22 protein-coding genes and 2 tRNA genes are annotated in these 26,409 nt (G+C 58.5%); 18 read left to right on the forward strand and 6 right to left on the reverse strand.

Annotation, left to right across the window (positions count from 1 at the left end; translation table 11 throughout):
- Positions 1-16: 16 nt before the first annotated feature.
- Positions 17-985 carry an Fpg/Nei family DNA glycosylase gene (locus CQ018_RS07950; protein ID WP_105549467.1) on the forward strand — a complete coding sequence of 323 codons (969 nt, stop codon included), beginning with the start codon at positions 17-19 and terminating at the stop codon, positions 983-985.
- 39 nt (positions 986-1,024) lie between these two features.
- Here CQ018_RS07950 and CQ018_RS07955 read toward each other — a convergent pair whose 3' ends face one another.
- Positions 1,025-2,389, reverse strand: coding sequence for an MFS transporter (locus tag CQ018_RS07955; protein ID WP_105549814.1), 1,365 nt, complete (start codon positions 2,387-2,389; stop codon positions 1,025-1,027).
- Here CQ018_RS07955 and CQ018_RS07960 point away from each other — a divergent pair.
- From CQ018_RS07960 to CQ018_RS08010, 11 genes are all read left to right on the forward strand, one after another.
- Positions 2,388-2,672 carry a hypothetical protein gene (locus tag CQ018_RS07960; RefSeq protein ID WP_146111846.1) on the forward strand — a complete coding sequence of 95 codons (285 nt, stop codon included), beginning with the start codon at positions 2,388-2,390 and terminating at the stop codon, positions 2,670-2,672. The genes CQ018_RS07955 and CQ018_RS07960 overlap by 2 nt on opposite strands.
- A gap of 47 nt (positions 2,673-2,719) precedes the next feature.
- Complete coding sequence (locus CQ018_RS07965; protein WP_105549469.1) at positions 2,720-3,169, forward strand: MarR family winged helix-turn-helix transcriptional regulator; 450 nt, start codon at positions 2,720-2,722, stop codon at positions 3,167-3,169.
- A 153-nt stretch (positions 3,170-3,322) separates the two neighbouring features.
- A tRNA-Gly gene (locus CQ018_RS07970) sits at positions 3,323-3,396 on the forward strand.
- A gap of 301 nt (positions 3,397-3,697) precedes the next feature.
- Complete coding sequence (locus tag CQ018_RS07975; RefSeq protein ID WP_105549470.1) at positions 3,698-3,922, forward strand: hypothetical protein; 225 nt, start codon at positions 3,698-3,700, stop codon at positions 3,920-3,922.
- A gap of 2 nt (positions 3,923-3,924) precedes the next feature.
- Complete coding sequence (locus CQ018_RS07980) at positions 3,925-4,425, forward strand: lysoplasmalogenase (RefSeq protein ID WP_181149791.1); 501 nt, start codon at positions 3,925-3,927, stop codon at positions 4,423-4,425.
- 282 nt (positions 4,426-4,707) lie between these two features.
- A tRNA-Pro gene (locus CQ018_RS07985) sits at positions 4,708-4,782 on the forward strand.
- 85 nt (positions 4,783-4,867) lie between these two features.
- Positions 4,868-6,232: a trigger factor gene (gene tig, locus CQ018_RS07990; protein WP_105549472.1), complete on the forward strand. Its 1,365-nt coding sequence runs from the start codon at positions 4,868-4,870 to the stop codon at positions 6,230-6,232.
- A 299-nt stretch (positions 6,233-6,531) separates the two neighbouring features.
- Positions 6,532-7,125: an ATP-dependent Clp protease proteolytic subunit gene (locus tag CQ018_RS07995; RefSeq protein ID WP_105549815.1), complete on the forward strand. Its 594-nt coding sequence runs from the start codon at positions 6,532-6,534 to the stop codon at positions 7,123-7,125.
- A 44-nt stretch (positions 7,126-7,169) separates the two neighbouring features.
- The gene (locus tag CQ018_RS08000) at positions 7,170-7,829 is read left to right on the forward strand and encodes an ATP-dependent Clp protease proteolytic subunit (protein WP_105549473.1); all 660 of its coding nucleotides are present in this window, start codon (positions 7,170-7,172) and stop codon (positions 7,827-7,829) included.
- A 172-nt stretch (positions 7,830-8,001) separates the two neighbouring features.
- Positions 8,002-9,294 carry an ATP-dependent Clp protease ATP-binding subunit ClpX gene (gene clpX, locus CQ018_RS08005; RefSeq protein WP_105549474.1) on the forward strand — a complete coding sequence of 431 codons (1,293 nt, stop codon included), beginning with the start codon at positions 8,002-8,004 and terminating at the stop codon, positions 9,292-9,294.
- Positions 9,295-9,368: 74 nt separating this feature from the next.
- On the forward strand, positions 9,369-9,992 hold the full coding sequence (locus CQ018_RS08010; protein ID WP_258142456.1) for a DsbA family protein: 624 nt from the start codon (positions 9,369-9,371) through the stop codon (positions 9,990-9,992).
- A 593-nt stretch (positions 9,993-10,585) separates the two neighbouring features.
- Here the strand turns inward: CQ018_RS08010 and valS are convergent.
- A complete protein-coding gene (gene valS, locus CQ018_RS08015) occupies positions 10,586-13,213 on the reverse strand; it encodes a valine--tRNA ligase (protein ID WP_105549816.1) in 2,628 nt (875 codons plus the stop codon).
- A gap of 161 nt (positions 13,214-13,374) precedes the next feature.
- Here valS and CQ018_RS08020 point away from each other — a divergent pair, with 161 nt between their 5' ends.
- A complete protein-coding gene (locus CQ018_RS08020) occupies positions 13,375-13,761 on the forward strand; it encodes a DUF488 domain-containing protein (protein WP_105549476.1) in 387 nt (128 codons plus the stop codon).
- A 4-nt stretch (positions 13,762-13,765) separates the two neighbouring features.
- On the opposite strand, the gene CQ018_RS08025 is transcribed toward CQ018_RS08020, so the two are convergent.
- Both CQ018_RS08025 and CQ018_RS08030 read right to left on the reverse strand, forming a co-directional pair.
- On the reverse strand, positions 13,766-15,055 hold the full coding sequence (locus tag CQ018_RS08025; protein ID WP_105549477.1) for an amidase family protein: 1,290 nt from the start codon (positions 15,053-15,055) through the stop codon (positions 13,766-13,768).
- A 76-nt stretch (positions 15,056-15,131) separates the two neighbouring features.
- Complete coding sequence (locus tag CQ018_RS08030) at positions 15,132-15,926, reverse strand: helix-turn-helix transcriptional regulator (protein ID WP_105549478.1); 795 nt, start codon at positions 15,924-15,926, stop codon at positions 15,132-15,134.
- A gap of 158 nt (positions 15,927-16,084) precedes the next feature.
- Between CQ018_RS08030 and CQ018_RS08035 the strand changes: the two genes are divergently transcribed.
- From CQ018_RS08035 to CQ018_RS08045, 3 genes are all read left to right on the forward strand, one after another.
- Positions 16,085-16,849 (forward strand): SDR family oxidoreductase, encoded by a 765-nt coding sequence (locus CQ018_RS08035; RefSeq protein WP_105549479.1) that lies wholly within the window; start codon positions 16,085-16,087, stop codon positions 16,847-16,849.
- A 97-nt stretch (positions 16,850-16,946) separates the two neighbouring features.
- Complete coding sequence (locus CQ018_RS08040; protein WP_181149792.1) at positions 16,947-18,656, forward strand: alpha/beta-hydrolase family protein; 1,710 nt, start codon at positions 16,947-16,949, stop codon at positions 18,654-18,656.
- A gap of 126 nt (positions 18,657-18,782) precedes the next feature.
- Positions 18,783-19,097, forward strand: a complete 315-nt coding sequence (locus tag CQ018_RS08045) for a YjgN family protein (RefSeq protein ID WP_258142458.1) — start codon at positions 18,783-18,785, stop codon at positions 19,095-19,097.
- A 185-nt stretch (positions 19,098-19,282) separates the two neighbouring features.
- Here the strand turns inward: CQ018_RS08045 and CQ018_RS20040 are convergent, their stop codons facing one another.
- Both CQ018_RS20040 and CQ018_RS08050 read right to left on the reverse strand, forming a co-directional pair.
- On the reverse strand, positions 19,283-19,423 hold the full coding sequence (locus CQ018_RS20040) for a hypothetical protein (RefSeq protein ID WP_181149793.1): 141 nt from the start codon (positions 19,421-19,423) through the stop codon (positions 19,283-19,285).
- A 73-nt stretch (positions 19,424-19,496) separates the two neighbouring features.
- Positions 19,497-21,326, reverse strand: a complete 1,830-nt coding sequence (locus CQ018_RS08050; protein ID WP_105549481.1) for an HNH endonuclease signature motif containing protein — start codon at positions 21,324-21,326, stop codon at positions 19,497-19,499.
- Between the two features lie 406 nt (positions 21,327-21,732).
- Between CQ018_RS08050 and ileS the strand changes: the two genes are divergently transcribed.
- The gene (gene ileS, locus CQ018_RS08055) at positions 21,733-25,038 is read left to right on the forward strand and encodes an isoleucine--tRNA ligase (protein ID WP_105549482.1); all 3,306 of its coding nucleotides are present in this window, start codon (positions 21,733-21,735) and stop codon (positions 25,036-25,038) included.
- Positions 25,035-26,405 carry a folylpolyglutamate synthase/dihydrofolate synthase family protein gene (locus tag CQ018_RS08060; RefSeq protein ID WP_105549483.1) on the forward strand — a complete coding sequence of 457 codons (1,371 nt, stop codon included), beginning with the start codon at positions 25,035-25,037 and terminating at the stop codon, positions 26,403-26,405. The genes ileS and CQ018_RS08060 overlap by 4 nt, the downstream gene beginning before the upstream one ends.
- Positions 26,406-26,409: the final 4 nt, after the last annotated feature.

Here is a 26,409-nt window from a genome sequence, read left to right on the forward strand (position 1 = left end):
TTTAGGCTTTAGCACCATGCCCGAAGGACACTCGGTACATCGACTTGCCCGCCAATTTGACGACGTCTTTGGCGGGCAAGTCCTTGCCATTTCATCACCCCAGGGACGCTTCTCCGATGCCGCCAAGCTCATTGATGGTCAGAAGCTTCTCTCGTCGCACGCCCACGGCAAACAACTGTTCTTGGGTTTCGAGAATGATTTGATCCTGCGCATTCACTTAGGCCTCTATGGGGCCTGGAGTTTCGGGGGAGACGAACACTTCTCCGGTGCTTCCTCGATTGGTGCCCCGCGCCGTGTCGGCGAGGTTGAACAGGGGCCGGACGCGGATCAAGGCTCCTACGATGGGCCGCCCGAACCCGTCGGCCAGGTTCGTGCCCGGCTGGTCTCGGCGCACGGTTGGGCCGACTTGCGTGGCCCGAGCGCCTGCGAGGTCATCACCGAGGAACAAGCGCTCATAGCGCGCGCCAAACTTGGCCCAGATCCACTGGTGGGGGCCGCCGGTGAATTCAATCTTGCTAAGGGCCGTGGCACCGCAGAAGATGTTGCAGCGGACGCACTTGGTGCCAAGAAGGAATTCATCGCCCGGTTGGCCAAGAAAAAAACACCCATTGGCACGGCACTCATGGACCAGTCTTTGCTCGCTGGAGTCGGAAATATTTATCGCGCAGAAACGCTTTTCCGCTGCCAAATTGACCCGTTCATGCCCTGCAACGAGTTATCCAAACCGCGTGCCGCGGCGCTCTGGGATGACATCGTTTCCATCATGAACGATGGGGTGCGTGATGGAAAAATCATCACCACACGCATCGAAGATCGCAACGCCGCTGGTCCACTGTGGCCGGAAAACGCCTACTACACCTATCAGCGTCAGCACCAGCAATGCCGCATTTGCGATTCGGGGATTGCGCTGATGGAAGTTGCCGCACGCAAACTCTATTGGTGCCCAGGATGCCAGCCCAAGGCCCGCAAACGCGCGACGCGATAGGCAGGGGCCCCGGGGGCTGGTCTTCCACACCGTAGCCAGCTAAATCTTGGCAGATACACTCGCACGCTTGGGGCTTGTCGAAACTCTCGAGAGTTTGCCGGCTCGCGGGATAAACAGCGCCAGGATAATTGCCACCAGCGCAGAAGCGATAGCCAGTATGAAGCTCATCTGGAATCCGGCCATGGTGGGCACCGGAACTTTGCCCACCATGATGCTCATGCTCGCCAGCACCACGCCGGTCACTGCCGCGGATACCGCGGTGCCCACCGAACGCATGAGCGCATTCAGCCCATTGGCAGCACCGGTTTCGCGTTGGTCCACGGCGCCCATGATCAGCGCCGGCATTGCGGCATAGGCTAGTCCGATGCCGCCGCAGATCACCATTGAAGCCAACGCAAGATGCCACATCTGCGAGTTCAAAACCAAGGCCAGTACATAGCCGGCGCCAATGACCGCCGTGCCGGTGATCAAGGTGATCTTGGGGCCGCTGCGTGCCGAAAGCCGGGCCGAGACCGGCGAAATAGCCATCATCATTAGCCCGCCGGGGGTCAGCACCAATCCTGCCTGCAGCATGCTTAGCCCCATTCCGTAACCGGTGCTGGCCGGTGCCATAAGCAATTGCGGGAAGGCAAGGTTCATGGCATACATCGAAAAGCCCACGGCAATTGAGGCAAAGTTTGTAAATAGTACCGATGGTCGGGCAGAAATGCGAAGGTCCACCAGGGGAGAAGCGGTGCGCCGTTCGTGGAAACCCCAGAGCAGCAGCAGCACCAGTGCCGCGGCGAAGCAAGAGAGGGTTAACACGCTTCCCCACCCCCATGTGGATCCCTTGGATATCGGCAGTAGTAGTGCCACCAGGCCCGCGGCAAGCCCCAAGGCCCCCAAGAAATCAAACCGTGCCGGGGTACGCAACGTCGAACGGGGGAGCAGGAACAACACGGCGGCAAAAGAGATTGCTCCAAGACCCGCGGCGCCCCAAAAGAGCGTGTGCCAGTCGGCAAATTGAGCAACCGCCGCCGATGCTGGCAGCCCGATCGCGCCTCCCACACCCATGGTGGCGCTCATTGTCGCAACCGCCGAACCCATCTTTTCGCGAGGCAGCTCATCGCGCAGGATCCCAATGCCCAGCGGGATCGCTCCCATGGCTAGCCCCTGCAGACCGCGACCCACCACCATCGGCAGCAACGAATCGCTCAACGCGCAGATGATCGATCCACCCGTGAGGATGAGTAAGGAGAGGAGCAATACCAAGCGTTTGCCAAGCATGTCGCCAAGCCGCCCGGCAATCGGGGTGATAATCGCTCCGGCCAACAAAGTGACTGTGATGACCCAAGAAGCGTCGGCCGCACTGGTATTGAGCATGGCGGGCAGGTTGGGAATCAGCGGGACAACAATTGTCTGCATGAGTGAGACGACAATGCCCACGAAGGCTAAGACCCAGATAATGAGTGATCCGCCGCGCGCATTGCCGTTCTTCGCCGTGTTTTCGGTGCTGGAGACTGTTTTTAACCGAGTAATAGTGGTGCTCCTAGAACGTCTGATGGAGAGGGTTTATGCCGATGCTATGGGAGCCTGTATTGCCGCAAGCGATGTCTGCGGGTACGGCATCGGCGCACCGATGCATCCGAAGCGAAGGCTTATGTATCATACACAAGGAATCGATGTCATGCTCAGCGATACCATTTAGTCACTGCCCCACCTTCGCCATCCACACATCACTAAAGGCATCACCTCATGACACTGACCCACCTGCAATATGAGCTCATGCTCTTTTCCCGCAACTACCTCAAACCGCATCACAGTAAAGAGCAGGTCTTAGATCGCTCGGCCTACGTCTTGCTCTCGAGGCTCGAATTCGCGGAACCCCTGACCCTGAAAGAAGTTTCCGAAGCGTTGGGATTGGACGCCTCGACGATCCATCGACAAAGTTCCGCGCTACTCAAGGCTGCGCACCTAGAGCACGTGGCACCGGGGCAGGGTCAAGTGGCAAGACGCGTACGCCCGACCGTAGCGGGTCTGGCCGCGCTGGCCGAGACCCGACGCATCTTCGAGCAGGGGCTGGAGAGCGTTGTGGGCAACTGGCCTGAGCCTAAGCAGGAGCAGTTCGAATCCCTGCTGCGGGATTTCAATGAGCAAGTGGAAGCACTTGAGGGTAAGCGTTGGCCGCGTCCGTACGGTACCTAAAAAACTTTTTGGTACACCGTGCACTCGGCGTGCCAAAAGCAGCAAAAACTTCCGTGTTGACAAGGATCGCGGTAAGTTTGGGGCTCGATTTGCATGGAGCGGAAATGTGGTGCTATTGTTTTATCCGTTGCCACCGACAAGGTGAAACAACGCGGGGATGTAGCTTAATGGTAAAGCCTCAGTCTTCCAAACTGATTACGCGGGTTCGATTCCCGTCATCCCCTCCATATTGAGAGAGTGGCTCTAGTTTCCCAGGAAACAAGAGTCGCTTTTCTTGTTTCTGTAGCATTCCTTGTACCGACTAAGTGCGGCTTAGAACTGATCGGCTTTCGCGGTATCACCCCGAGCCGTGCTCAGAAAAGTGTCAACCTCCCCAGTTATTGCCTAATAACAGGACTTGATATCAAATCCGCAGGCCATGCGGGCCGCTATATATGGCAGTCATCGCATGAGGCCGGAATGTAGCCAACCGTGTTCGAGTCCAACTGCCTGTTCCCAAGTGATCACACAAGACCTAGTCTTTGATCCATGCCCATAGAATCTCCCGTTCAGGTCACTGGCCATCCGCGGATCAAGTGGTGGGCATTTGTCCCCTTCGCCTTCCTGACGTTCGTACATCTCTATGCACTGGCTGTAGGAATCTCAAAACTTGCCGATAACACCCAATCCTTTTTGATGGTTGTGCTGCTCTTTGGCTTCCTGCTGGCTATACCCCCCCGGGTGCGTGGCTCGCTAGAGTACTTGGCTCCCTAGCCTTGCTGGGCTCGGCGCTGGGAGGTAACTCAGATCTTGGGGGAGCACAGTTCATCCGGGGGCTCGGTGCCTTCGCCGTTGCTCACCTTGCCTACCTTGCATTCTTCGTGTGGGCACTGAAACTTCAGGCACGCAGTATCCGAGTCTGGGCACTTGCCTATCTGCCATTACTGGGGCTGATCTTGTTCCTGGTTCTGCCGCACGCCGGTTCCATGCAGATTCCGGTCATCATCTACGCGGTTTTGATTTTATTGACTGCAGCGGTGGGTACCGCCGGAAATAGGGCCGTAGCCTTCGGAGCCGCTCTGTTCGTAATTTCCGATGCGATCTTGTCGCTCACCCTCTTCATTCCCAATTTCAACTTCTGGCAAAGTGATCTGGGCATCATGTTTTGCTACACGATCGGGCAGGGATTGATCATTTGTGGTGCAACAGCCCTGTTGTGGCAACACGAAAAGAGAACTTCACGTGGTCGCCCGAAAGAAAAAACAACCAAAAACTAAGAATTTGCACCAATTTCTAGTAACGCTCATCACAAAACGCAGGTCAGAAACGGTTTTTTAGTTGTGTTTTGACCCAAAAACAGCCCAAAACACCCCTTTTTGACCCTTTTGTGCGATGGAAACCGCGAGATTCCGCGGAATTTACCGAAAGTTGTCCCTGAATTTGTTTCTGGGCCAAAGTTCGATATGTTTATTCCGCGCCGCCAACGAAAGCAAAACTTCTGGTTGGTGGGCCGATTAGTAGAAACAAGTATGTTCCACATATACTATTTCTGCACTAATCGGGGTGTAGCTCAGCTTGGCTAGAGCGCGCGCTTTGGGAGCGTGAGGTCGCAGGTTCGAATCCTGTCACCCCGACTCTGTACCTTCAACCCCGTAACGGAATCCGTTACGGGGTTGAAGTCCAGTTAGACCAAACATCACACACCAGGAGTACAACGCTGTGAAGAGCGCCGTCGAAACCCTCAACCCTACTCGGGTCAAGCTCACTGTCGAAGTTCCTTATGAGGAACTACAGCCACGCATTGATGAGGCCTACAAGACCATCGCCAAGCAGATCCAGGTTCCCGGCTTCCGCGCCGGTAAGGTTCCGTCACGCATGATCGATCAGCGCGTCGGCCGTGGCTATGTCCTGGAGACTGCCATCAACGAAGGCATGAACACTTACTACCAGCAGGCAGTGACCGAGAACGAAATCGTTCCGCTCTCCCGCCCAGAGGTAGAAATCACCGAAACTCCGTCCGCTGAGGTTGTTGGCGAAGGCCAGCTCACCTTCCAGGTAGAGATCGACATCCGCCCGAGCATCGAGCTTCCGGAATACAAGGGCCTCGAAGTTACCGTCGACGCCGTTGAAGCTTCCGAGGAAGACATCGAAAAGGCACTTGAGGATTTGCGCGGCCGTTTCGGTACGCTCAAGACCATCGAGCGCCCGGCAGTCAACGATGACTTCATCACCCTTGATTTGACCGCTTCGGTCGACGGCGAAGAAGTTGACTCGGCAACCGGTCTTTCCTACCAGGTCGGCGCCGGCACCATGCTCGAGGGCATGGACGAGGCAGTCACCGGCCTTTCCGCAGGCGAGGATGCAACCTTCGAGACCAAGTTGGCCGGCGGCGAGCACGCAGGTGCCGACGCACAGGTCAAGGTCACCGTTACCGCTGTCAAGGAGCGCGAGCTTCCGGAAGCTAACGACGACTTTGCTCAGCTTGCTTCGGAATTCGACACCATGGCTGAACTGCGCGAGTCCCTCGCCAAGGATGCAGCCGAGTCCAAGGTCATGGAGCAGGGCGTAGCAGCTCGCGACATCGTTCTTGACAAGCTCATGGCACTGGTTGAGGTTCCGGTTCCGGAATCCGTCATCACCGAACAGGTTGAGCAGCACTTCGAACAGGGTGCACACAACGAGGGTGAAGAGCACGACACCGAAGAGCACCGCACGGAGGTTCGCGAGAACACCGAAAAGGCCTTCAAGAACGAGATCGTGCTTGACGCTGTTGCCGAAGCAGAGAAGATTGGCGTTGCCCAGTCCGAGCTGATCGACTATATCGTACAGACCGCTGGTCAGTACGGTATGGACCCGAACCAGTTCGCTCAGATGCTCGATGGCGCCGGCCAGGTTCCAATGCTGGTTGGCGAAGTTCGCCGCCGCAAGGCACTTGCCAAGGTTCTTGAGCTCGCAGTTGTGACCGACTCCAACGGCAACGCCGTTGATCTGTCTTCCTTCGTGAAGGCCGAAGACGAAGAATCCGCATCCTCGGCTTCGTCGGCATCTTCAGCTTCCTCCGCCTCATCGGCATCAGCAGAGTAATTTCTGCACCCTCCGCGTCAGCGGTAAGAATTAACAACTTGCGGGGTCACCTTGATTGGTGGCCCCGCAAGTTGTTTAACAGCGCAACAATTAGAGAAAAATAGCCAGTCTTTAAGCCCTCGGCGATGGCAAAGCTACTACCCATGCGCCGACAGCGAACAGTTGCCTTTAGGCTCCCACATCGGCAAGTCAAGGCAGTAATGTTCAAAGAAGTAAAGCGCCAGCGGTCCGAGCAAACATCGGGCCACGGCATCACGGAGAGGTATCAGAACATGTCCAGTGACTCCCGCACTCCCACGATGGCTTCGGTAGATCCGGCCGCACGTGAGGATTACATTTACAATCGTCTCCTGAAGGAGCGGATCATCTGGCTCGGCTCGGAAGTCCGAGACGACAATGCGAACGCCATTTGCTCGCAGCTGCTCCTACTCTCCGCGGAAGACCCGGAGAAGGACATCTACCTATACATTAACTCCCCGGGTGGATCGATCACCGCCGGCATGGCCATCTATGACACCATGCAGTACATCCCCAACGATGTAGTCACGGTGGCAACGGGCCTTGCGGCCTCGATGGGGCAGTTCCTGCTCTCCTCCGGCACCCCGGGCAAGCGTTATGCAACCCCGAACGCCCGTATCCTGATGCACCAGCCATCCGGTGGTATCGGCGGCACCGCTTCCGATATCCGCATCCAAGCGGAACTGATCCTTCACATGAAGAAGGTCATGAGCGAACTGACCGCTACCCAGACCGGTCAGAGCGTCGAGACCATCTTGAAGGATAACGAGCGCGATAAGTGGTTTACGGCCACCGACGGCCTCGCATACGGCTTCTTCGACCACATCGCTCAGTCCGCCGGCATCGTCTCCGGTGGCGGCGGAGTCACCAAGTAACGCGACGGAATCTTACAGACCTAACTGATTTTCCAGGAGAAACGATGAATTTCACCCCGCACGCCACGACCGGCGAAATGCCTTCGGCACGCTACATCCTTCCGCAGTTTGAGGAGCGTACCCCGTACGGCTTCAAGCGTCAGGACCCGTACGCGAAGCTCTTCGAAGACCGCATCATTTTCCTTGGTGCCCAGGTTGACGATGCCTCGGCCGACGATGTCATGGCACAGCTGCTGGTTCTCGAGTCCATGGACCCGGAGCGCGACATCACCTTGTACATCAACTCACCCGGTGGCTCCTTCACCGCGATGACCGCGATCTACGACACCATGCAGTTCGTCCGCCCAGAAGTACAGACAGTATGCCTGGGCCAGGCGGCGTCCGCTGCAGCGGTCCTACTTGCCGGCGGTGCACCGGGTAAGCGCCTTGCACTTCCCAACGCACGCATCCTGATTCACCAGCCAGCAATGGGTGGCGGAGAGCGCGGCACTGCCTCGGATCTACAGATTCAGGCAGAAGAAGTCATGCGCATGCGTGCTTGGCTGGAGGACACACTTGCCGGGCACAGCAACAAGACGCCGGAAGAAGTCGGCAACGACATCGAACGTGACCTGTACATGACGGCAGCAGAGGCCAAGACCTATGGCCTGATCGATGAGGTCTTGACCCCACGTAAGATCAAGCCACAGGCTATTTCTCAGTAATTTTTGCAACTACTGCGCAGTGCTAACGGGCGGTTCGCGGTGTGTGAGATTCGCACCACGGGCCGCCCGTTCGCCCATTCTGACGCACCTTAGACTTAGAGTTAATACAGTTCAGCATTTCCGGTCATCTCGGACCGGTCCGACCGGTACCAGAAAAAGGGGACCAACCACTATGGCACGCATGGGTGAAGGCTCGGATCTGCTCAAGTGCTCCTTCTGCGGGAAGAGCCAGAAGCAGGTTCGCAAGCTAATCGCGGGGCACGGTGTTTACATTTGCACCGAGTGCATTGAGCTCTGCAACGAGATCATCGAAGAAGAGCTTGCCGAGGTCGAAGAAAACACGGACTTTGAGTTGCCCAAGCCGCGGGAAATCTTCGAGTCCCTGCAGGAATACGTCATCGGGCAAGAAGGCGCCAAACGATCCCTCGCCGTGGCCGTCTACAACCATTACAAGCGCATTCAGGGTGGCGCGGCTTCCAAACCCGTCACGGCACTTTCCGATGCCAGCTCGCTGGATGAGGTTGAGGTTGCTAAATCCAACATTCTGCTGATCGGTCCCACCGGTTGCGGTAAGACCTACCTGGCCCAAACCCTAGCCCGCCGACTCAATGTTCCCTTCGCGGTTGCCGATGCCACGGCATTGACCGAGGCCGGCTACGTCGGCGAAGATGTCGAAAACATCCTGCTCAAGCTCATTCAGGCAGCTGATTACGATGTGAAGAAGGCCGAACAGGGCATCATTTACATTGACGAGATCGACAAGATCTCCCGCAAGAGCGAAAATCCCTCTATCACCCGTGACGTCTCGGGCGAAGGCGTGCAGCAGGCGCTCCTGAAAATTCTGGAGGGCACCGTTGCCGCGGTTCCGCCACAAGGCGGACGGAAGCACCCTCACCAGGAATTCATCCAGCTGGACACCACGAATGTGTTATTCATTGTTGCCGGTGCTTTTGCCGGGCTCGAGGAAATCATCTCTTCACGTGCAGGGCGTAAGGGCATTGGTTTTGGTGCTCCGCTTTCGGCGCTCAAATCTGAGGAGGCATCGTACTCCGATGTACGTCCCGAGGATCTGCTGAAATTTGGGCTGATTCCCGAGTTTATTGGTCGACTGCCGGTGATTAGCACGGTTGAAAAGCTTGATCGTGAGGCGTTGATTAAGATCCTCTCTGAACCCAAAAATGCGTTGGTCAAGCAGTACCAGAAAATGTTCCGCATGGATGGTGTCGAATTGAACTTCGAGACCGGCGCCTTGGAAGCAATTGCCGACCTTGCGTTGGCTCGCGCCACAGGTGCGCGTGGATTGCGCGCAATTCTTGAAGAAACTCTCAGTGCCACAATGTTTGATCTGCCCAGCCGTGATGACATTGCGGAGGTAGTTATCACCTCCGATGTGGTGCTCAACGGTGCAGAACCCACGATGATTTCCGAGCAGGTTGCCACCAAGCGTGGGAAGCGGAGCGCGTAGTAACTTATTGCCATGCAACCCGGTGAACCTCACGAACCCAGAATCTGCCTATCCGTCAAGGAATCGTACTAGTGGTGTCAGCAACGGAAGTCCCGGATTCGACGCAAGTTGATTTTTGGTTTGATCCGCTATGCCCCTTCGCCTGGGCCACCTCTCGGTGGATGATCGAGGTGGCAAAGGTTCGCGAGGTGCAGATCGTCTGGAATGTCATGTCGCTGGCGGTGCTGAATACGGGCCGAGGAGGAAAGCACGGTAGCCCCGATTCCACCTCATGGCATCCGGTGCGAGTGCTTATTGCAGCGGCACAAGCTCACGGAGCTGGCGTCATTGACGAGCTATACACGGCGATGGGCGAGATCCTGCACCACGAGAAGATCAAAGACTATTCGCTTGTCATTTCCCAAGCCCTTGAACGAGCTGGACTGCCGGCCGAACTAGCCGCAGCTGCCACGAGCACCGAATTCGATGCCGCGCTGCGTGCCAGCCATGAACCGGGAATGACCCAGGTGGGCCAGGATGTTGGTACCCCCATTGTGGCCATCGAAGGTAGTGCATTCTTTGGCCCGGTCATTACCCGGGTGCCCACGGGTGAAGATGCAGGAAAACTTTTCGATGCGGCTCTCGCACTGGCCTCTTACCCGTATTTCTTCGAACTCAAGCGTAGCCGCAATGAACGCCCACGCTTCGAGCCCAACTAGTACCTCTGCCCGGGGGCAAGTCTGCTCGAAATTGATGGTCACCTTGATGTTGGTGGCGTCGGGGGATAGACAGGCAAAGATGGCAGCTAAAAATAGCTCAAATACCTGTCAAGAGGCACAGCCTCTAATGTTTATGGACAGGGATCGGTGTCGAACACAAACTTCGCTGCCGACCCTTGCCGTTGCTTCATAAGATGCGTATAACAATAGATACGCAACATTGACCGGAAATGCTGCCGAACAAAAACCGAAGCCCCAGTGACGTGCACGAGGATTCTCTTCGCACACGGTTGTAACAGCGATACAACACGACCTGTCGAGCCGAGGAGTTTGTCCGGTTCTCGAATCATCGCTGAGAGAGAACCTGCCGAGTCGAAGCCCCTGCGACATAAGTGTTTGTACGCCGAAGGGGCTTCCCCTCTGCCCGCAAGTAGGCCCGCTGAAATTTTCAGTAGACGACGGGACCTGCCCAAGGCAAGAGACCTAAGGGAAGACTCCTACCGGATGAAATGATGAGGTCGGTGATCATCCCCATGAAGGGAAAAGATCACCGACCTCGTTGTTTAACGCTTCAGCGCTAGGCGTTCAGCTACTTAGGCCTGAACGGCGTCCTCGGCCGGAGCCAAGAGAACATCACTCACGCTTAGTTCACCCTCACCAATTTCTAGCGTCAGATCCTTGGCATTACCGGCTGCTAACAGGTCACCCAGACCGCGGCGCAGCAACTCAAGGGTTGCTTCCGGGGCGGTGATGACACCCGAGAGCACCTCGGTGCGCTGCTTGACCTTGGCCTCGGACTTGGCCTTGCGGATACCCGAAAGTGCCTCGCCGACCAGCGGCAGCACCGAGGTATCTGCACCTTCTGCGGCATCGGCAAGGTGAGCCGAACCCGGCCACGGCGCGGTGTGCACCGAACCGGCACGCCACCAACCCCAAACCTCTTCGGTGGCAAACGGCAGGAACGGTGCGAAAAGACGCAACACAGCATCAAGTGTTGTGGCAAGCGTTGCATGAACCGAAGCCTGCTCGGATTCTCCGCGCGCGCCGTAGGCCCGGTCCTTGATGAGCTCCACGTAGTCATCGGTGAATGACCAGAAGAATGACTCGGTGATATCAAGCGCACGAGCGTAGTCGTAGGCATCAAAGGCACGAGTCGCATCGTCGATGACCTGGGACAGACGAGCGAGCAGTGACTGATCCAAACCATTGGTGATGACCGAGGCATCGCCGGTGAGCACATCGGCCTGGGTTGCACCGAGGTTCAGCACGAACTTCGAGGCGTTGAGGATCTTGATGGCCAGGCGACGGCCGATCTTCATCTGGTTGATCTCGTACGCGGTGTCGGCACCCAGCTTGGCGCTTGCCGCCCAGTACCGTACGGCATCGGAGCCGTAATCGTTGAGCACATCGGTGGGGACCACCACGTTGCCCTTGGACTTGGACATCTTCTTGCGGTCAGGGTCAAGGATCCAGCCGGAGATTGCCGCGTGCTTCCACGGGGCAACATCGTGCAGTGCATCGGCACGCACGGCGGTGGAGAAGAGCCAGGTGCGGATGATGTCGTGGCCCTGCGGGCGCAGATCAAACGGGAAGACCTTGGCGAAGAAGTCCTCGTCTCGGCTCCAACGTCCAACGATCTGCGGGGTCAGCGAGGAAGTGGCCCAGGTATCGAGCACATCGGCATCGCCAACGAAACCGCCGGCAACATTGCGCTGATCCTCGGTGTACCCGGGGGCGATATCCGCTGCCGGGTCAACCGGGAGCATCTCGTCGGTAGGCAGGATTGGGTTCTCGTAGTCGGGTTCGCCGGAGGCATCCAGCGGGTACCAGACGGGAACCGGGACGCCGAAGAAGCGCTGGCGGGAAACCAACCAGTCGCCGTTGAGGCCCGAGATCCAGTTTTCGTAGCGTGAGCGCATGAAGGCAGGGTGGAATTCGATCTGCTTACCGCGGTTGATGAGGCGCTCGCGGCGATCCTCGTCGCGGCCACCATTGCGGATGTACCACTGGCGTGAGGAGACGATTTCCAGTGGCTTGTCGCCCTTTTCAAAGAAGTTCACCGGGTGGGTGATCTTCTTCGGCTCGCCATCGAGCAGGTTTGCCTCGGTCAGCAGGGCAACGACGCCCTCCTTGGCGGAGAACACCGTCTTGCCGGCGATCGCGGCGTACGCCTCACGCCCGGCATCGGTGGTGATCCACTCCGGGGTATCGGCAATAACGCGGCCATCGCGGCCGATGATGGCGCGGGTTGGCAGCTGCAGTTCGCGCCACCAGGTCACATCGGTCAAATCACCGAAGGTACACACCATGGCGATGCCCGAGCCCTTGTCGGCCTTGGCCAACGCGTGCGGGTAAACCGTCACCGGCACATCGAAGAGCGGGGAGGTGACTGTCTTGCCGAAGAGCGGCTTGTAACGCTCGTCATCCGGGTTTGCCACAAGGCCGGCGCAGGCTGCAAGCAGTTCCGGGCGGGTGGTCTCGATGAAGATCTGCGTGCCGTCTTCAGCGGTGAACGGGTAACGGTAGTAGGCGCCGGGCATTTCGCGGTCCTCGAGCTCGGCCTGGGCCACCGCGGTGCGGAAGGTAACGTCCCACAGGGTGGGGGCCTCGGACATGTAGGCGTCGCCGGCATTCAGGTTTGCCAGGAAAGCGCGCTGCGAGACCGAACGGGAAACATCATCGATGGTGCGGTAGGTCAGATCCCAGTCAACAGACAGGCCCAGGGTGCTAAAGAGGTGCTCGAAGACCTTCTCGTCCTCGACTGCCAGTTCCTCGCAGAGTTCGATGAAGTTCTTGCGGGAGACAACATCCCAGTCGCGCTGGTTCTTCGCCGGGGTGGCCGGGGGACGGTAGCCCTCGACATAGTGGTAGGTCGGGTCGCAACGCACGCCATAGTAGTTCTGCACGCGACGTTCGGTGGGCAGGCCATTGTCGTCCCAGCCCATGGGGTAGAACACGTTCTTACCGTTCATGCGCTGGTAGCGAGCCAAAACGTCGGTCTGCGTGTAGGAGAACATGTGTCCCACGTGCAACGAGCCCGAAGCCGTCGGAGGGGGAGTGTCGATCGAGTAGACCTGCTCGCGCGTGGTCTGCGGGTTGAACTTATAGGTTCCCTCGGCACGCCAGCGGGCGTCGAGGCGTTCCTCCAAGCCCTCCAAAGCGGGCTTGTCAGGAACGGAAACGGTGGTGGGCGTGTCTGTGCCCAAGGTGTCTTCAGCCATGGGTTCCATTCTTCCATGCCCGCACCGTTCCCAGTAGTTGGGCACGGTTGATGCCCGACACATATGGGTCCGTGCACCGTAGGTAGGTGGGTCAGACGGGACCGGTGAGTGCGGTCTTTATGCCCTAGAAGACGTATCTGAACAGGCCTAAAGTGAAAAGTATGGGAACATTTCGATTATTGCGTGCCTATGAACCCGTCAATGGTGGTTATCGGATTTTAGTAGACAGGCTATGGCCACGAGGGTTGAGTAAGGAACGCGGAGCAATCGACGATTGGGCCAAAGATGTGGCTCCCTCGCCCCAACTTCGTGTCGCGTTCAGTCACAAGGCGGAACGTTTCGCGGAGTTCACCGAACATTACGTTCAAGAACTTGAGGTTGGCTCGGCGTCCGAGGGCGCCACGCGTTTGTTGGAGATAGCCGCTCAGCAAAATGATGTGGTGCTTGTCTATGCGGCCCGCGACACGGTCCATAACCATGCTGTGGTGCTCATTGATTACCTCAATGAGCGACAGCGCGAAGCCGCGAACCAAACAAAACTCGCCTAAAAAACTAGGGAAGTTCCTTGAGTAAGGCTTCAACACGCGCTGCAATAGCTAGTAATTCCGGATCTCGATGTGCGAAGCCTTGCAAGTTGATGCCCACCGGGAGTCGTGGAAGATTCGCCGCTACATCAACCAAGCCAACGGGCAGACTCACGGAAGGAACCCCCAATACGGTGCCCGGGCCTACATGGCGGGTAAAGAGTGGGAAAAGCGGAACTTGCTCGCCCTGGTGGACGATCAGCTCATCCTGCCCAATCAGTGAGGGCAGTGCGGGGATGCTGGGGAAGATTAACGCATCGACACCGGCTTGTGAGAGTACTTCCAGATACTGGGTGCGGGCACTATCGGCATGTTCTAGGGACTGGGCGTAGGCGGTGGCTTCGATGGGATGAGCAGCATAGGCTTCCAAGATGCCACGCACATCCGGGGATGAGGCATGTGCCACCACATTTTCCCAGGCGTCCGAGAGCGAAAGGTTCAGGGCTGCTGCGAGGGCCGCGGACAGCACCCGGGGTGCCTCAAATCCAACAATGTCCCATTGGGCGGCATCGGTCGCGGCAAACACCTCATCAAGGTCCACCTCAATAATGCGTAGATGCCGCGACAAATGTTCACGCACCTGCGCAAAACGCCGTGCCACCGATGGATCAAGATCCTTAGTGAATGCCGTGGGGATGCCGAGTACCGGCAGCTCGTGGTGAGTCTGCGCTACGTCGCGGTCATGGTGTGTAATCCACGAATCAATGGTTTGCGCGTGCGCCACCAGTGTTGTGTGCAAACCAATGGTGTCGCGCGTCCAGGACAGACCAATGGAACCGGCACCCGGCCAACGTCCGGTGGTGGGCCGGAAACCCACCACACCGCAAACGGTTGCGGGAATCGAAATGGAACCACCGGTATCCGTGCCCAGCGAGATCGGAACCAGACCTGCGGCCACCGCTGCCGCGCTGCCCCCACTGGAACCGCCGGCGCTTCGCAGGGGGTCAAAGGGATTGCGCACCGGTCCGTAGGTGGCATTGTTACTGGTGATACCAAAGGCCATCTCATGCATATTGGTCAGGCCAGCAACCCGGCCGCCGTGGCGTTTCAAGATTGCCACCACGGGTGAATCCAGCTCGGGCAGGTGTCCTTCGAACACCGGGCTGCCGGCAGAGGCGGGCATCCCTGCGACCTCAATATTGGCTTTCACGGCGAAGTCGAACCCAGCGTCAAGGTCCACGGTGCCTTGATTGTTTGCTGCGGGTTCGGTCTTGTTTGGGAGGTAGGTCCAGATACCTTGGTGCGCCTGCGAGTCCATGTCATGCCCTTTTGATCAGGTGGGATACAGCCGATGGGCTTGGGAGGGACCAACGGCTGGGGAATCACCCCTGAGCCTAATCTGGTTCTACAAGCCACGCCATCGGTACTTTTGCCGAGTTGACATCGGTATCTTGGTAGGGCGCTAGAAGCGCGATAAGTTCGCCTCGGCTGCCGAGACCGAGTTTAGAAAACACCTTGGACAAATGCGTACGAAGCGTTCCCATGGAACACCCCAGTTCCTTGCAGGCCATGCGGTCGCTTAGACCGCGGGCCACCGCCCGGGCCACGCTAAGCTCCCGAGCAGTTAAATTCTCCAACCCCGATGGCAAGGAACGTTCCTCGGGTCGGGGAACTAGCTGCTCATGCTTGCCAGCAGGCAGCAGCCCCTGGATAAGATCCCCACTGCTTTGCAATAACCGGATTTGTTCGCCGCAGAACTCTCGTGGAGTGCCCGTGCGCCAAATGCGTAGGTCTAAGGTGCCGGGGCGGGGCCGAGCAGGAAAATAGTTCATGCCCTCGCGCAACCCGTCACGTTCTAAAAAGTCTGTGTAGAACTCGGTTCGCCGCAGATCGGTGGGATCCATGCTTTCATGCACCGCTGCTGCACGGCCCAGTGCACGCATCTTGGGCGTGAGTGGGTCATGGAATTGGAAGTATTCCTGGTACTTCTGCATATTAGAATCGGACATCCCGATCCATACCGGGTCGACGAACTTCCCCGCAGTATCACTACGGCAAGAAACAAATACATCGGCATCGAAGAGCCGCAGCAAGGCATGCCCAATGCGTCTTCTGCGAGTGAGCTCATCCTCATGAGCAGATGCTTGCAAGGAATCAAGCAGTCGTGTGCAGGTATCTAGTGAGACCAAGGGGAGAATGGGAACCTTCCTCTTTACAACCAGGCCGGGTAACTCGGTGTTTACCCCTTCACGGGGCAGACGGGCCCGCTGCGCCCCCGCGCCAGCGAGTGCCTCCGATCACAGTCATCCTACTCTGCCAGGGGCTAAGCGAAGACTAGAATCAAAGCATGACCTCAACTAACAAAGCGCCCCAACACGCGGCAGTCGTCACCGGAGCCTCCAGTGGAATTGGGCAGGCCACAGCCCGGATCCTTGCCGCGGAGGGTTGGAAGATCTATGCGGTAGCTAGACGCGCGGACCGTTTGGATGCGCTTGCTGCGGAGACCGGGGTCATCCCCGTGGTGGCCGATGTTACCGACAATGCCCACATTGCTGCGTTATTGGCAGAGGTTGAGATCAGTGGCGGCATCGATACGCTGATCAATATTGCCGGTGGTGCTCGTGGCGCCTCCTATGTGGGCGAGGCGAAGGACGAAGACTGGGACTTCATGTTGCAGGCCAACGTCATGGGAACCATGAAAATGACCCGTGCCTTCCTGCCCATGCTGCGCGCCCACGGGGATGGAACCGTGTTGAACCTGACCTCTACGGCGGCACTTGCAAGCTATGAGGGCGGAGCGGGCTACAACGCGGCCAAGGCTGCTCAGCGTGCACTGACCAAGGCCTTGCGCCTAGAAGAGGTCGGGCACAACCTGCGAGTCATTGAGGTGTTGCCCGGGCTGGTACACACCGAGGAATTTGCGCTACGCCGGATGGGCGGGGACGCTGCGGCAGCAGATGCCGTCTACCAAGGAGTTGAGAAACCATTGGTCGCCGACGATGTTGCGCATGTCATTTCCTATGCCGTGAATCTGCCACACCACATCAACCTCGATGAAATTGTGGTGCGCCCGGTGGTCCAAGCGGCCAACCACAAATTGTTGCGCAGCTAAACGCTAGAGTGCAGTAGGGGGCACTTGCCGTATATGCAGCAACCGTTCCGCTAACGATTGAATGCCGCTGCGGCACACAACCAAAGGGGCACTTCGTATGAAGCCAGTTTCTCGCATCATCACAGGTACCCGGGTCACCCAATTCGTTTGTGCGGTGGTGCTTGCTTCACTGGCGTTGACCCCTTCGTTGGTCCCGCGCCCCACCGTATTCCAGGGGTTCTTGGCCGGACTCTGGTTCATGATCGGCTACGGCCTGGGCCTGCCGGTGCATCGGATAGTGCTGTGGGCTGGGGTGAAATTGCGTGCCGTACGCCTGCTTCCTGCTACCGGGAAGGCTGCGCCGCGGGTTACTCGCGGCTTACGTCTGTTGGCGTTGCTGCTACTGCTTGCCTACGTCATCATCTATGCAACGTTGGTGGTGGGGTGGCAAAACGATGTGCGTTCGCTGGTGGAAATGGAACCCATTGATGGACTAGGGCAGGCGACCTTCCTGGTGACGATGATAGTGACCATGGGTTTGAGTTACTCGGTCTTCCGCGGAATCGGTGCGTTGCGCGGTGTGGCACAGAAGATTGCTACCCGTAAAGGAGCCCGAGCAATAACCATCAAGACCGCAGGGCTCTTAACCGGGATTGGCGTTAGCCTTTTGCTGGTGGTGGGGCTGATCGCCGGTGGTTTGGGCGCGGTGGGATCGATCTACGCAGCGCGCGACACCGGAACCCTGGAAGGTAGCGTTAAGCCCGAACGACCCACCCGTTCCGGTTCCCCGGATTCTCATGTTCTCTGGGAAGGCCTGGGACGCCAAGGCCGCGCCTTTGTGGGCGGTGGACCAAGTGCCGCCGCCATCTCCACTATCATCGGAGCCCAGGGCATTGACCCGATTCGGGTGTATGCCGGACTATCCCAAGGTGAGGATCTAGCGGCTCGCGCGGCGTTGGTCGTTGAAGAACTTGAACGTACCGGTGCCTTTGAACGTGAAGTTTTGTTGGTGGCAACCCCGACAGGTTCGGGTTGGTTGGAACCTCAGGCCATCGCCTCACTCGAGTATCTCTACGGCGGAAATACTGCTACGGCCTCGCTTCAATACTCATTCCAGCCAAGCTGGGTTTCCTTCCTCTTTGATCCCGAACTATCTACTGAGGCAAGCCGAGCGCTCTTTAATGCGGTTCACAATCGTTGGGAACAATTGCCCGCGGCAACCCGGCCCAAGCTTGCCGTCTATGGGTTGAGTCTCGGCGCGCAAGGTATGCAGGGGCACTTCACCGATCTTGCTGACCTGATTGAACGTACCGATGCGGCCCTCTTTACCGGGCCGCCAGCAAACTCACAGCCATGGCGCGTGCTACAAGCTGCCCGTGATGTCGGAACACCGATCTGGCAACCGGTCTATCAAGACGGAACCCAGGTTCGCTGGCAGTCCAACCCGGGTGACTTCGCGGCATTGACCGGTACCTGGGCTCAGCCACGCGTGGGCTATCTACAACATGCAACAGATCCAATTACCTGGCTAGATCCATCGGTGATCTGGCAACGACCCGAATGGCTTGCCGGTTCCGCTGCCGAGGGCGGGCGCGGCGCCGATGTGAGCGATTCAATGCGTTGGATCCCCGGGGTGACCTTCCTGCACTTGGTCACCGACATGCTGGTCAGCGAGGCAGTTCCACCAAGTCATGGGCATAACTTTGGCGATGTTGCCCTCGATGGTTGGGCGCAGGTGCTTCCGCAGCATGGCTTGAGTCAGGGAGTGCTTGATTCGATCCAGTCGGTTATCGAGCAAATTGATACGCATAACCCCAGCTGGGAGTAATTCGCAGACCCGTTGCGTTTGAGGAAGGAATCGTCTGGGGGGTGAATAGCATCAATTCAGGCGATTAAACAACTCGACAATGAGTCGGATGACATGCGCCTTTAGCAAGGGAGCAGTACCGTGAGCATGGAATCTAGTCCACGTGGAGCACCACTCCCGGGAACTGGTATTTCACCGGTAGGGCAGATTCCTCCCGGCGTGCGCATTATGGAGTTTCGCGGGGGAGCCGCAACATGGTTTGGCACCCAAATACTGGGGGTGCTGATCACCGTGGTTACTCTAGGCATCTGTTATCCGTTCGCCGTGGTTCTGGCGGAGCGCTGGCGTGCCAAAAACACGTACTTGTTGGGCCGCCCGCTGCGCTTTGATGGCACGGGGTGGGGGATCCTTTGGGCTGTGGATCAAACGGTTCCTGCTGTGTATCGTTACCCTAGGAATTGATAGCTTCTGGGTGTACCCGCGACTAACCAAGTGGAACGTTGAAAACACGGTACTTAGCTAGGAACCCCCTAGTTCCCGTTGGACGATTCGTCGGAGCGTGGAGCCTTGATATCCAGGGTGATGGGAACCTCGTCGATGCGGTTTACGTTTTGCTGCCAGACAATCGATGAAGCCACGGCGTTGGGCTAGTACATTCCACCGTCGAGTCCCGCAGCGGTCATTGATGGGTTCTTGTGGCGCTGTCGAAACCTCACGATCGCCCAATAAATCAGCAGTGCAGGGAAACTAATGCCCAATGCCAAGCTGATCCATGTTGAGAGTTCCATGTATCGAGCCTAAGTTATCTGGCCGCGACTATTCCAGCATTTGGGCCGTGAAGTACCGGCTGGGTAGCGTTGATCAGGCGGCGGCTGCCGATGCGGTGGGATGGAAAATCCAATTGCGGCGGGGTAGCTGCAACGGATCTCGAGATCTTGGTTGAATCACGTGCGGTATCCCACCCATGACCTTGATCTTGAATTTTCCCGCGTGATAGGCCGCGTGACACATCGGGCATAGTAGGCATCCGCGATCAACGTCGGTTCTTCCACCGAGAATCCACAAATCGATATGGTGCGCCTCGCAACGCCCAATCTTCACGGTGCAGCCCGGATTGATACATCCCTTATCTCGCACCGCGATGGCCCGACGTTGGGCACGGTTGAAATATCTTCGGGTGCGACCCAAGGCCAGCGGGACATCCTCCCCGTTGAGAACTATTGGAATGATGCCGGCGATACATGCGAGCCGCCGACAATTCGCCGGTGAAATATCTGCCCCATGATCGCTGACCCCTGCCTTCTCGAGTTGCCCGATGAACGTTTCGTAACTCATTGTCACGTTTAGCATCACGTTAGGTGGTAGCGGCATTTCCTCATCGTTACCGACTGCTCCGTGTTTGCCTTCTCTGCTAGGTGGTATTCCGTCCGGGGTGGTGATCATGCGCAAGGCGTCAAGAACAAGCTGATGCAAACGGCGGGCACGTTGGCGGGTCAGAGCCGATTCGATGCTTTCACCCGGACGCAGCTCGGTATTTGGATCGAGCTGATCATAAAGATTTGGAACGCAAGGAACCAGGGGGTCCGCAATGCCACCAACGGGGCGATCCTCAAGTGCCGTGCCTTTTGCCGCCGCCCATTCCGGAAGCGGCGGTCCCTTGGGTGCAGGAATGCTGGGGGAGTCGGCGGCATGATCACTCCCGGAAGTTTCGGCAGGCTCGGCGGGCAGTTCTGGTGTTGTGGCCGGTGGCGTGGCTTGCGTACTGGCTGGAGTATCGGTGCTGGGCTTGGTGCCCGCCTTGGACCGTGGGCTGTTGAGAATATCTGCCGCCGATGACAGCAGCTCGTGCCCCTCGGCGGTGGTGATGATCTTATATTCGTATCCCTTGGGTGTATGGCCCAAAAAATCGATGCCAATGAAGTAGTCCTCGAACTCCTCACGTTCGGCCACAGTATGTTCGTTGAGTCGCTTGGCCTGGTCTTTGAGCAATTGTTCGGTGCCCTTGCTATTTCGGGTGCGCACCGCGTCGGCAAGTTCGCGCTCCATGCCACTACCCGCCGCGGGCCCGAGCCCCTCGAATTTCTTGGCGAGGGATGCCAAGGACTTGGGATCTGCCGCACCATCGCTGAGCACCTTGCCCAGATGCGGGAATTTTGGCGGAATTGGTTGGCCATTGAATCCGGTGTGGGGAAGTAAATTTTCGGCGCTTTCGACCCGGTGCTGCGCCTGGAAATGCGTGAGGTTTAGTTGGTCTTCCAGAAAGTCGCAGTCCTCGCGGAACAGCGGTTTGCGTCCCGCAGGGGTTGGCACATCGGCAGGCAACGTATGTGTTGCGGCTGCATCGGAATCCTCAAGAATTTGATTTAGGGCGGCGAGTGGTTCCTCGGTGATTTGATGAACCTGGGCATCGACGCTGCGCGAAACGGCGAGCAGCTGCCCGTAACCGGCCTGCCGGTAAAGGCTTTCGGTTAACCGTAGGAAGACGGCGGAGCGCACCGGGGAGGAACCAAAGTTGGCCGCCGCATGTTCTAGGGCCATGCGCAAGGTGGGGATGAGTAGGGCCAACAGGCGCAACGCATCGCCCCGGGGATCTGGCGTGGCTGCCGGTCCTTCCGGGGCATCCGAGAAACGGTTCACCAAGGAGGTGAGTACCGTCATCGCCTCGGTGGGAAGCATTGGGGTGCTGGACATAGTTCAAGTGTGCTCCCGTGGGAAAGTGCATGGGCGAGGAAAAGAAAATCTGTGGATAAGTATTTTTGTCGCACGGTGTTTGGTGCTTGCAGCGCGGATGAGACTGGATTCTGTGCCGGAGCGCAGGTGGCGTTAGACTAGATACATCACGACGTTGAACCGGCCATCACCGGTGAGTCCTTGGAAGAACGGCGCTTTTCTCCTCATGTGGGTGGATGCGCCCAGTAGAACCGAGCGGGTATGCCCGTTATAGCAATTAATGAGCGGCCAGATTGACGTGGGAGATCCACGTAGAATCGGGCAAGCGGGGTGGTACCGCGAGGTTTGATGACCAATCATCAATCATTCGTCCCTGTGTTGGAGAACGCCCGGCGTTAAATCGCCACCGATCCCAGGACTGCCGCAGATGACCACTTACCCCAAGGCCTCGACCGACCCGCATGGCACCACGCCATCCTCTCCGCGCTTCCCGCAGATTGAGGAACGCGTCCTTTCCTACTGGAAGAACGATGAAACTTTCCAGGCCTCCATCGATGCCCGCGATGCCGGGGATCAGGGTGCAAACGAGTTCGTCTTCTATGATGGTCCTCCCTTCGCCAACGGTCTACCGCACTACGGTCACCTGCTCACCGGCTACGTCAAGGACCTGGTAGCCCGCTACCAGACCCAGCGCGGACACCGCGTGGAACGCCGCTTCGGCTGGGACACCCACGGGCTGCCCGCCGAACTTGAGGCCATGAAGCAGCTGGGCATGAGCGACAAGGCGCAGATCGAGGCCATGGGCATCGACAAGTTCAACGACGCCTGCCGCACCTCTGTCATGAAGTATGCGGACGAGTGGCAGACCTATGTCACCCGCCAGGCACGCTGGGTCGACTTCGAGAACGATTACAAGACGCTGAACGTCGAATACATGGAATCGGTCATCTGGGCGTTCAAGCAGCTGAGCGATAAGGGCCTGACCTACCAGGGCTTCCGCGTGCTGCCATACTGCTGGAAGGACGAGACCCCGCTGTCCAACCACGAGCTGCGCATGGACGATGACGTGTACAAGGACCGCCAGGACCAGACCGTCACGGTCTCCTTCCCGCTGCTTGCCGGCGAGTCCGAAATCTCCAAGAAGCTCGCGGGCGTTCAGGCACTGGCCTGGACCACCACGCCGTGGACGCTGCCGACCAACCTTGCCCTGGCCGTGGGTCCAAAGGTTATTTACGTTGTGGTTCCCGCCGGTGAAATCGGCATCAAGGCATCGAACGCCACCGGTAACTTCATGATCGCCGAGGACCTACTGGGTGCCTACGCTAAGGACCTTGGCTACGAAGATGCGGCTGCCGCCAAGGATGCCATCACCGCACGCTACACCGGTGAACAGCTGGCCGGCATCAAGTATGCATCGCTGTGGGACACCTTCGCGGATACCGAGACCTACGGCACCGAAAACGCGTACCAGCTGTTGGTCGCCGACTACGTGACAACCACCGACGGCACCGGCATCGTCCACCAGGCTCCCGCCTATGGCGAGGAAGACCAAAAGATCTGTGAGGCCGCCGGGATCCCGGTGATCCTCTCGATCGACGAGGGTGCAAAGTTCCTGCCGCTGTTCAAGCACGGCGCGCTGAAAGACATCGTCGGCGTACAGGTGTTCGAGGCAAACAAGACGATCACCAACCTATTGCGCGATGATGCACGCTTGGTCAAGCAGGCCTCCTTTGAGCACTCCTACCCGCACTGCTGGCGTTGCCGCACGCCGCTGATCTACCGCGCGATCTCCTCCTGGTACGTCGAGGTCACCAAGATCAAGGACCGCATGCTGGAGCATAACCAGCAGATCAACTGGATCCCGGAAAACGTGAAGGACGGCCAGTTCGGCAAGTGGCTTGCCAATGCCCGGGACTGGTCGATTTCCCGCAACCGCTACTGGGGTTCCCCGATCCCGGTATGGGAATGCGATGGTGCCGAATGTACCCACCGCGAGGTCTACGGCTCGCTTGATGAGATCCAGGCCGGCTTCGGCCGCTTGCCACGCAACCACGAGGGGCAGCCGGATCTGCACCGTCCGTTCATCGACGAGCTGACCAAGGCGCACGAGGGTTGTGCCGAGGACGGCACCATGTACCGCGTCGAGGACGTGCTCGATGTCTGGTTCGACTCCGGCTCGATGCCCTACGCCCAGGCGCACTACCCGTTTGAGAACAAGGACTGGTTTGACACCCACCACCCGGCGGACTTCATCGTCGAGTACATCGGGCAGACCCGTGGCTGGTTCTATACAATGCACATCCTCTCCACCGCGCTCTTTGACCGCCCGGCGTACAAGAACGTGATCAGCCACGGCATCGTACTTGGCAGTGACGGGCAGAAGATGTCCAAGTCGCTGCAAAACTACCCGGATGTCAACGAGGTCCTTGACCGCGACGGCTCCGATGCCATGCGCTGGTTCCTGATGGCCTCCCCGATCCTGCGCGGTGGCAACCTGGTGGTCACCGAGCAGGGCATCCGCGATGGCGTGCGCCAGGTCTTGCTGCCGATGTGGAACGTCTGGCACTTCTTCTGCCTGTATACCAACGCGGCCAATGGCGGTGCCGGCTACCAGGCCAAGCTCGCCTATGCTTCCGAAGACCCATTGGATGCCTACATGCTCGCGGCCACCGGGGACCTGGTCCGCGAGGTCACCGAGCAGCTCGATGCGTACGACATCTCCGAGGCAGCCGAAACCATCCGCCACTACATGGACACGCTGACCAACTGGTACGTGCGCCGATCCCGCCAGCGTTTCTTCGACGAGGACACCCAGGCGTTCGACACGCTCTACACCTGCCTAGAGACCCTCACCCGCGTGAGTGCCTCGCTGCTGCCACTGGCCAGCGAGGAAATCTGGCGTGGGCTCACCGGGGGACGCTCGGTACACCTGGCACCATGGCCCGAGGCCAGCCTCTTTGGCAGCAATGTCGAATTGGTCGCAGCCATGGAGGCCACCCGCAAGATCGCTTCGGTGGGTTCCTCGCTGCGCAAGGGGGCAAACCTGCGCGTACGCCTGCCGCTGGCCGGCATGACAGTTGCCGTGCCCAACGCCGCGACGCTTGAGGGCACCTTCACCAACATCATCAAGGATGAGCTGAACCTACGTTCGGTCACGCTGATCGATGCGGAGCAGGCCAACGCCGCCGAATATGGCATCAGCCAGCGCCTAGCCGTCAACGCCCGTGCCGCCGGTCCCCGCCTGGGCAAGAACGTGCAGGTGGCCATCAAGGGAGCCAAATCCGGTGATTGGTCGGTCTCGGATGCCGGCGTGGTCACCGCCGGTGGCCTGGAACTTGAGGAACACGAGTACACCCTTGAAACAGTTGTCGCCGCAACCGAGGGCGAAGATTCGATCGCCGCGGCGGTGCTGCCCGGCGGTGGCTTCCTGGTCCTTGATACCGAGGTCACCGACGAACTTGCCGCCGAAGGCACGGCACGCGATATGATCCGCGCCATCCAATCCGCCCGCAAGGACGCTGATCTGGCGGTGAGCGATCGCATCCGTACCGAGATTGGTGCCGACGCGGCGACCGTTGCCGCGCTGCATGCAAACGCGGCGCTGATCAAGAACGAAACATTGAGCACCGGCCTGGTGCTCGATACGCTGGCCGATGGCTCCGCGACCACGGTGTTTGTCGAAACCGTCGCCGCCGCCGAGGCTGCAGGGAAAGACATGGGTCCCACCACATGAGCAACGAACAGAAATTCGATCGGTTCTCGGTAGAGAGCGTGTACGCCGAACTCTTGGCGCGCGCCCCGGAGAACAAGATTGAACCGCGCATGGAACCAATGTTTCGTGCCATGGAGATCCTGGGGGAGCCGAATAAGTCCTTCCCGATCATCCACATCACCGGCACCAACGGGAAAACCAGCACCGCGCGCATGATTGAGTCGCTCTTGCGCGCTCACGACCTGCGCACCGGACGCTACTCCTCCCCGCACCTGGTCTCGGTCACCGAACGCATCGCCATTGACGGGGAACCCGTTGATGATGAGACGTTCGTGCGGATCTGGGATGAGATCCGCCCCTACCTGCAAATCGTCGATGACGAGTTGATTGCGGCGGGCGAAAACCGGCTGACCTACTTTGAGGCGGTGACCATCCTGGGTTTTGCGATCTTCGCCGACACCCCGGTGGATGTTGCCATCATCGAGGTCGGCCTGGGCGGCATCACCGATGCGACAAATGTTGGTGACGCCCAGGTATCGGTGTTCACCCCGATCTCGCTTGACCACACCGATTTGCTGGGGGATACCACCGAGCTGATCGCCCACGAGAAGGCTGGCATCCTGAAGCCCGGCGGCTTCCTGATCTCCAGCGCTCAGCCGGCCGATGCCGCGCAGGTATTACTCGAAAAGGCACGTGAACTTGAGGTTCCCTTCCGTTTTGAGGGCGTCGAATTCGGTGTAGAAAACCGCATCGTTGCCGTCGGTGGTCAGCAGCTTGACCTACAGGGACTGGCCGGGCGCTACCCGGGCATTTTGTTGCCGCTACATGGCGAGCACCAGGCACAAAACGCTGCCGTTGCCCTGGCCGCCGTTGAGGCATTCATCGGCGGTGGAGAAACCGAGCTCAACCATGAGCTGGTCCTTGAGGGGTTCGGTGCGGCAACCAGCCCCGGACGCCTCGAGGTCATCCGTACCGCACCCACGGTGCTGCTCGATGCCGGGCATAACCCCGATGGCATTCGTGCTTCAGCGGCCGCGGTGAAGGAAGCCTTCGGGTTCTCCAAGCTGGTGCTAGTGGTGGGAATCCTGGCCGAAAAGGACGCCGAAGCAATGCTGCATCAGCTGCGCGAAGAATACATCGACCTGGTCGAAGACATCTGCATCACCCAGTCCAATTCGCCACGCGCTATCCCGGCCGGCGAGCTTGCCACCATGGCCCTGGATGCAGGGTTCAACGAGGACGATCTGTTCGTCACCGAACGCCTTGACGATGCACTCGAATGGGCTGTGGGCCGCGCCGAGGCATCCGAAGACTTTGGTGGCGGCGTGCTTGTCACCGGGTCCATTACCCTTGTCGGGGAAACCCGTATGTTGCTGGGAGGAAAGTAACACC

The sequence above is a fragment of the Arthrobacter sp. MYb227 genome (assembly GCF_002975435.1).
In the GTDB taxonomy this organism is placed as follows: domain Bacteria; phylum Actinomycetota; class Actinomycetes; order Actinomycetales; family Micrococcaceae; genus Paeniglutamicibacter.